General features: G+C 61.9%; 1 protein-coding gene. It reads right to left on the bottom strand.

What is annotated here, in order from left to right; translation table 11 throughout:
- Positions 1-256: 256 nt before the first annotated feature.
- On the bottom strand, positions 257-1265 hold a 1009-nt coding region (locus DC432_RS16085), incomplete at its 5' end, for a reverse transcriptase family protein (RefSeq protein WP_207770864.1).

Consider the following 1265-nt stretch of genomic DNA (forward strand, 5'->3'; position numbering starts at 1 on the left):
GTGGACGCCGTCTGCGAGCGCGGCCCGAACACCATTCGCTGTGTCGACTGTGAGACCCGCGCTGCGGTCGAGACAGSAACATCGGCSACCAGCCGCCTCAGTGAGGCCGTCACTGCAGGTCGAGTTGAGGCATACCTTGACCTAGGCGGACCGTGATGCAGTTCGCGGACAGGCTCACCGCAACGTCAGATCGGTTGACCGTGAAGCTGACCCGCGAGATGTAGGGCACCAAGCAAAAGCATCTGGCCGTGGCACCCTACCCGTCGCGATTGACGGGGTGGCCGTGGCGGTAGAGCGCATCGAGCCACCGCTGATTTCGATCAGCGGTCCATTCCGGTTCGATGTCAAGCGCGAACGCCAGGCAGCCATCGACGTAGTTGATCATGGATAGCGCCGAGTCAAAGCGGCGAGCGGCCGCGTGCCCGGCGGGACCGTACTTGTCCACGCAGCGAATGTGGTTGTCCAGCCGACTTCGAAACTCCGGGACAAGGCGGACCTCACGCTCAGTCAGCATCAGCCCCAGCACGATCTTGCGCGCCCCGGGCGGGACCACGCGTGTCTTCTTCCGGTGGACAACGAAACCCGCCAGCGAGATTGCTCGCTCGACTTCAGTCACCAGTTTGACAATCGAAGCCCGCTCGAACGGCCCGGATGACGAGAAGGTGAGGTCGTCCGAGTATCGCGTGTAACTCAATCCGTTGCTGTCGGCGAGCCTCCTGAGCATCGCGTCCATACTGAACGCCACCGCGTTCGCCAGCGCGCCGCTGGTCGGAGCTCCTTGCGGAAGCACGCCACGGAGTGGGGATCCGTACGCGTCGACGCCGCGCCCTTCGAGCCAGCGTTTATCCGCATCGAGCCAGAGGGGTTTTGTGCAGATTCTCGCCATCTCAAAAGCTAACAACGCCGGGTATCCCATCCCGCGTAACGCGCCGTAGACTCGTGCCTCCTCGATCGTTCCGAAGAAGTTGTGCAAGTCCATCTTGAGAAGCCAGCGCGCCCCGATGTGCTGTTCTGCGCAATCCCGTATGCAGCGTCCGCGGCGATAGGCGTAGGCGGCATCATGAAACTTCAGGCCGCTAAGCACGTTGCTGAGGATCCAGCGTTGCACATGCATGAGGCTTGGCATCGGCGCCCAGATTGCGCGATATGTCCCGTCACGCTTGAGGCGCCGGATTGCTGTATAGTCGTCGATCTGTCTCTGGACAATGGACCTGAGGTAACCCCACTTGGTCTCCGTCTCTCGAGCCAAGTGCGAAAGGGTGAGA

Source organism: Microbacterium testaceum, assembly GCF_003075375.1.
GTDB classification, from domain to species: domain Bacteria; phylum Actinomycetota; class Actinomycetes; order Actinomycetales; family Microbacteriaceae; genus Microbacterium; species Microbacterium testaceum_E.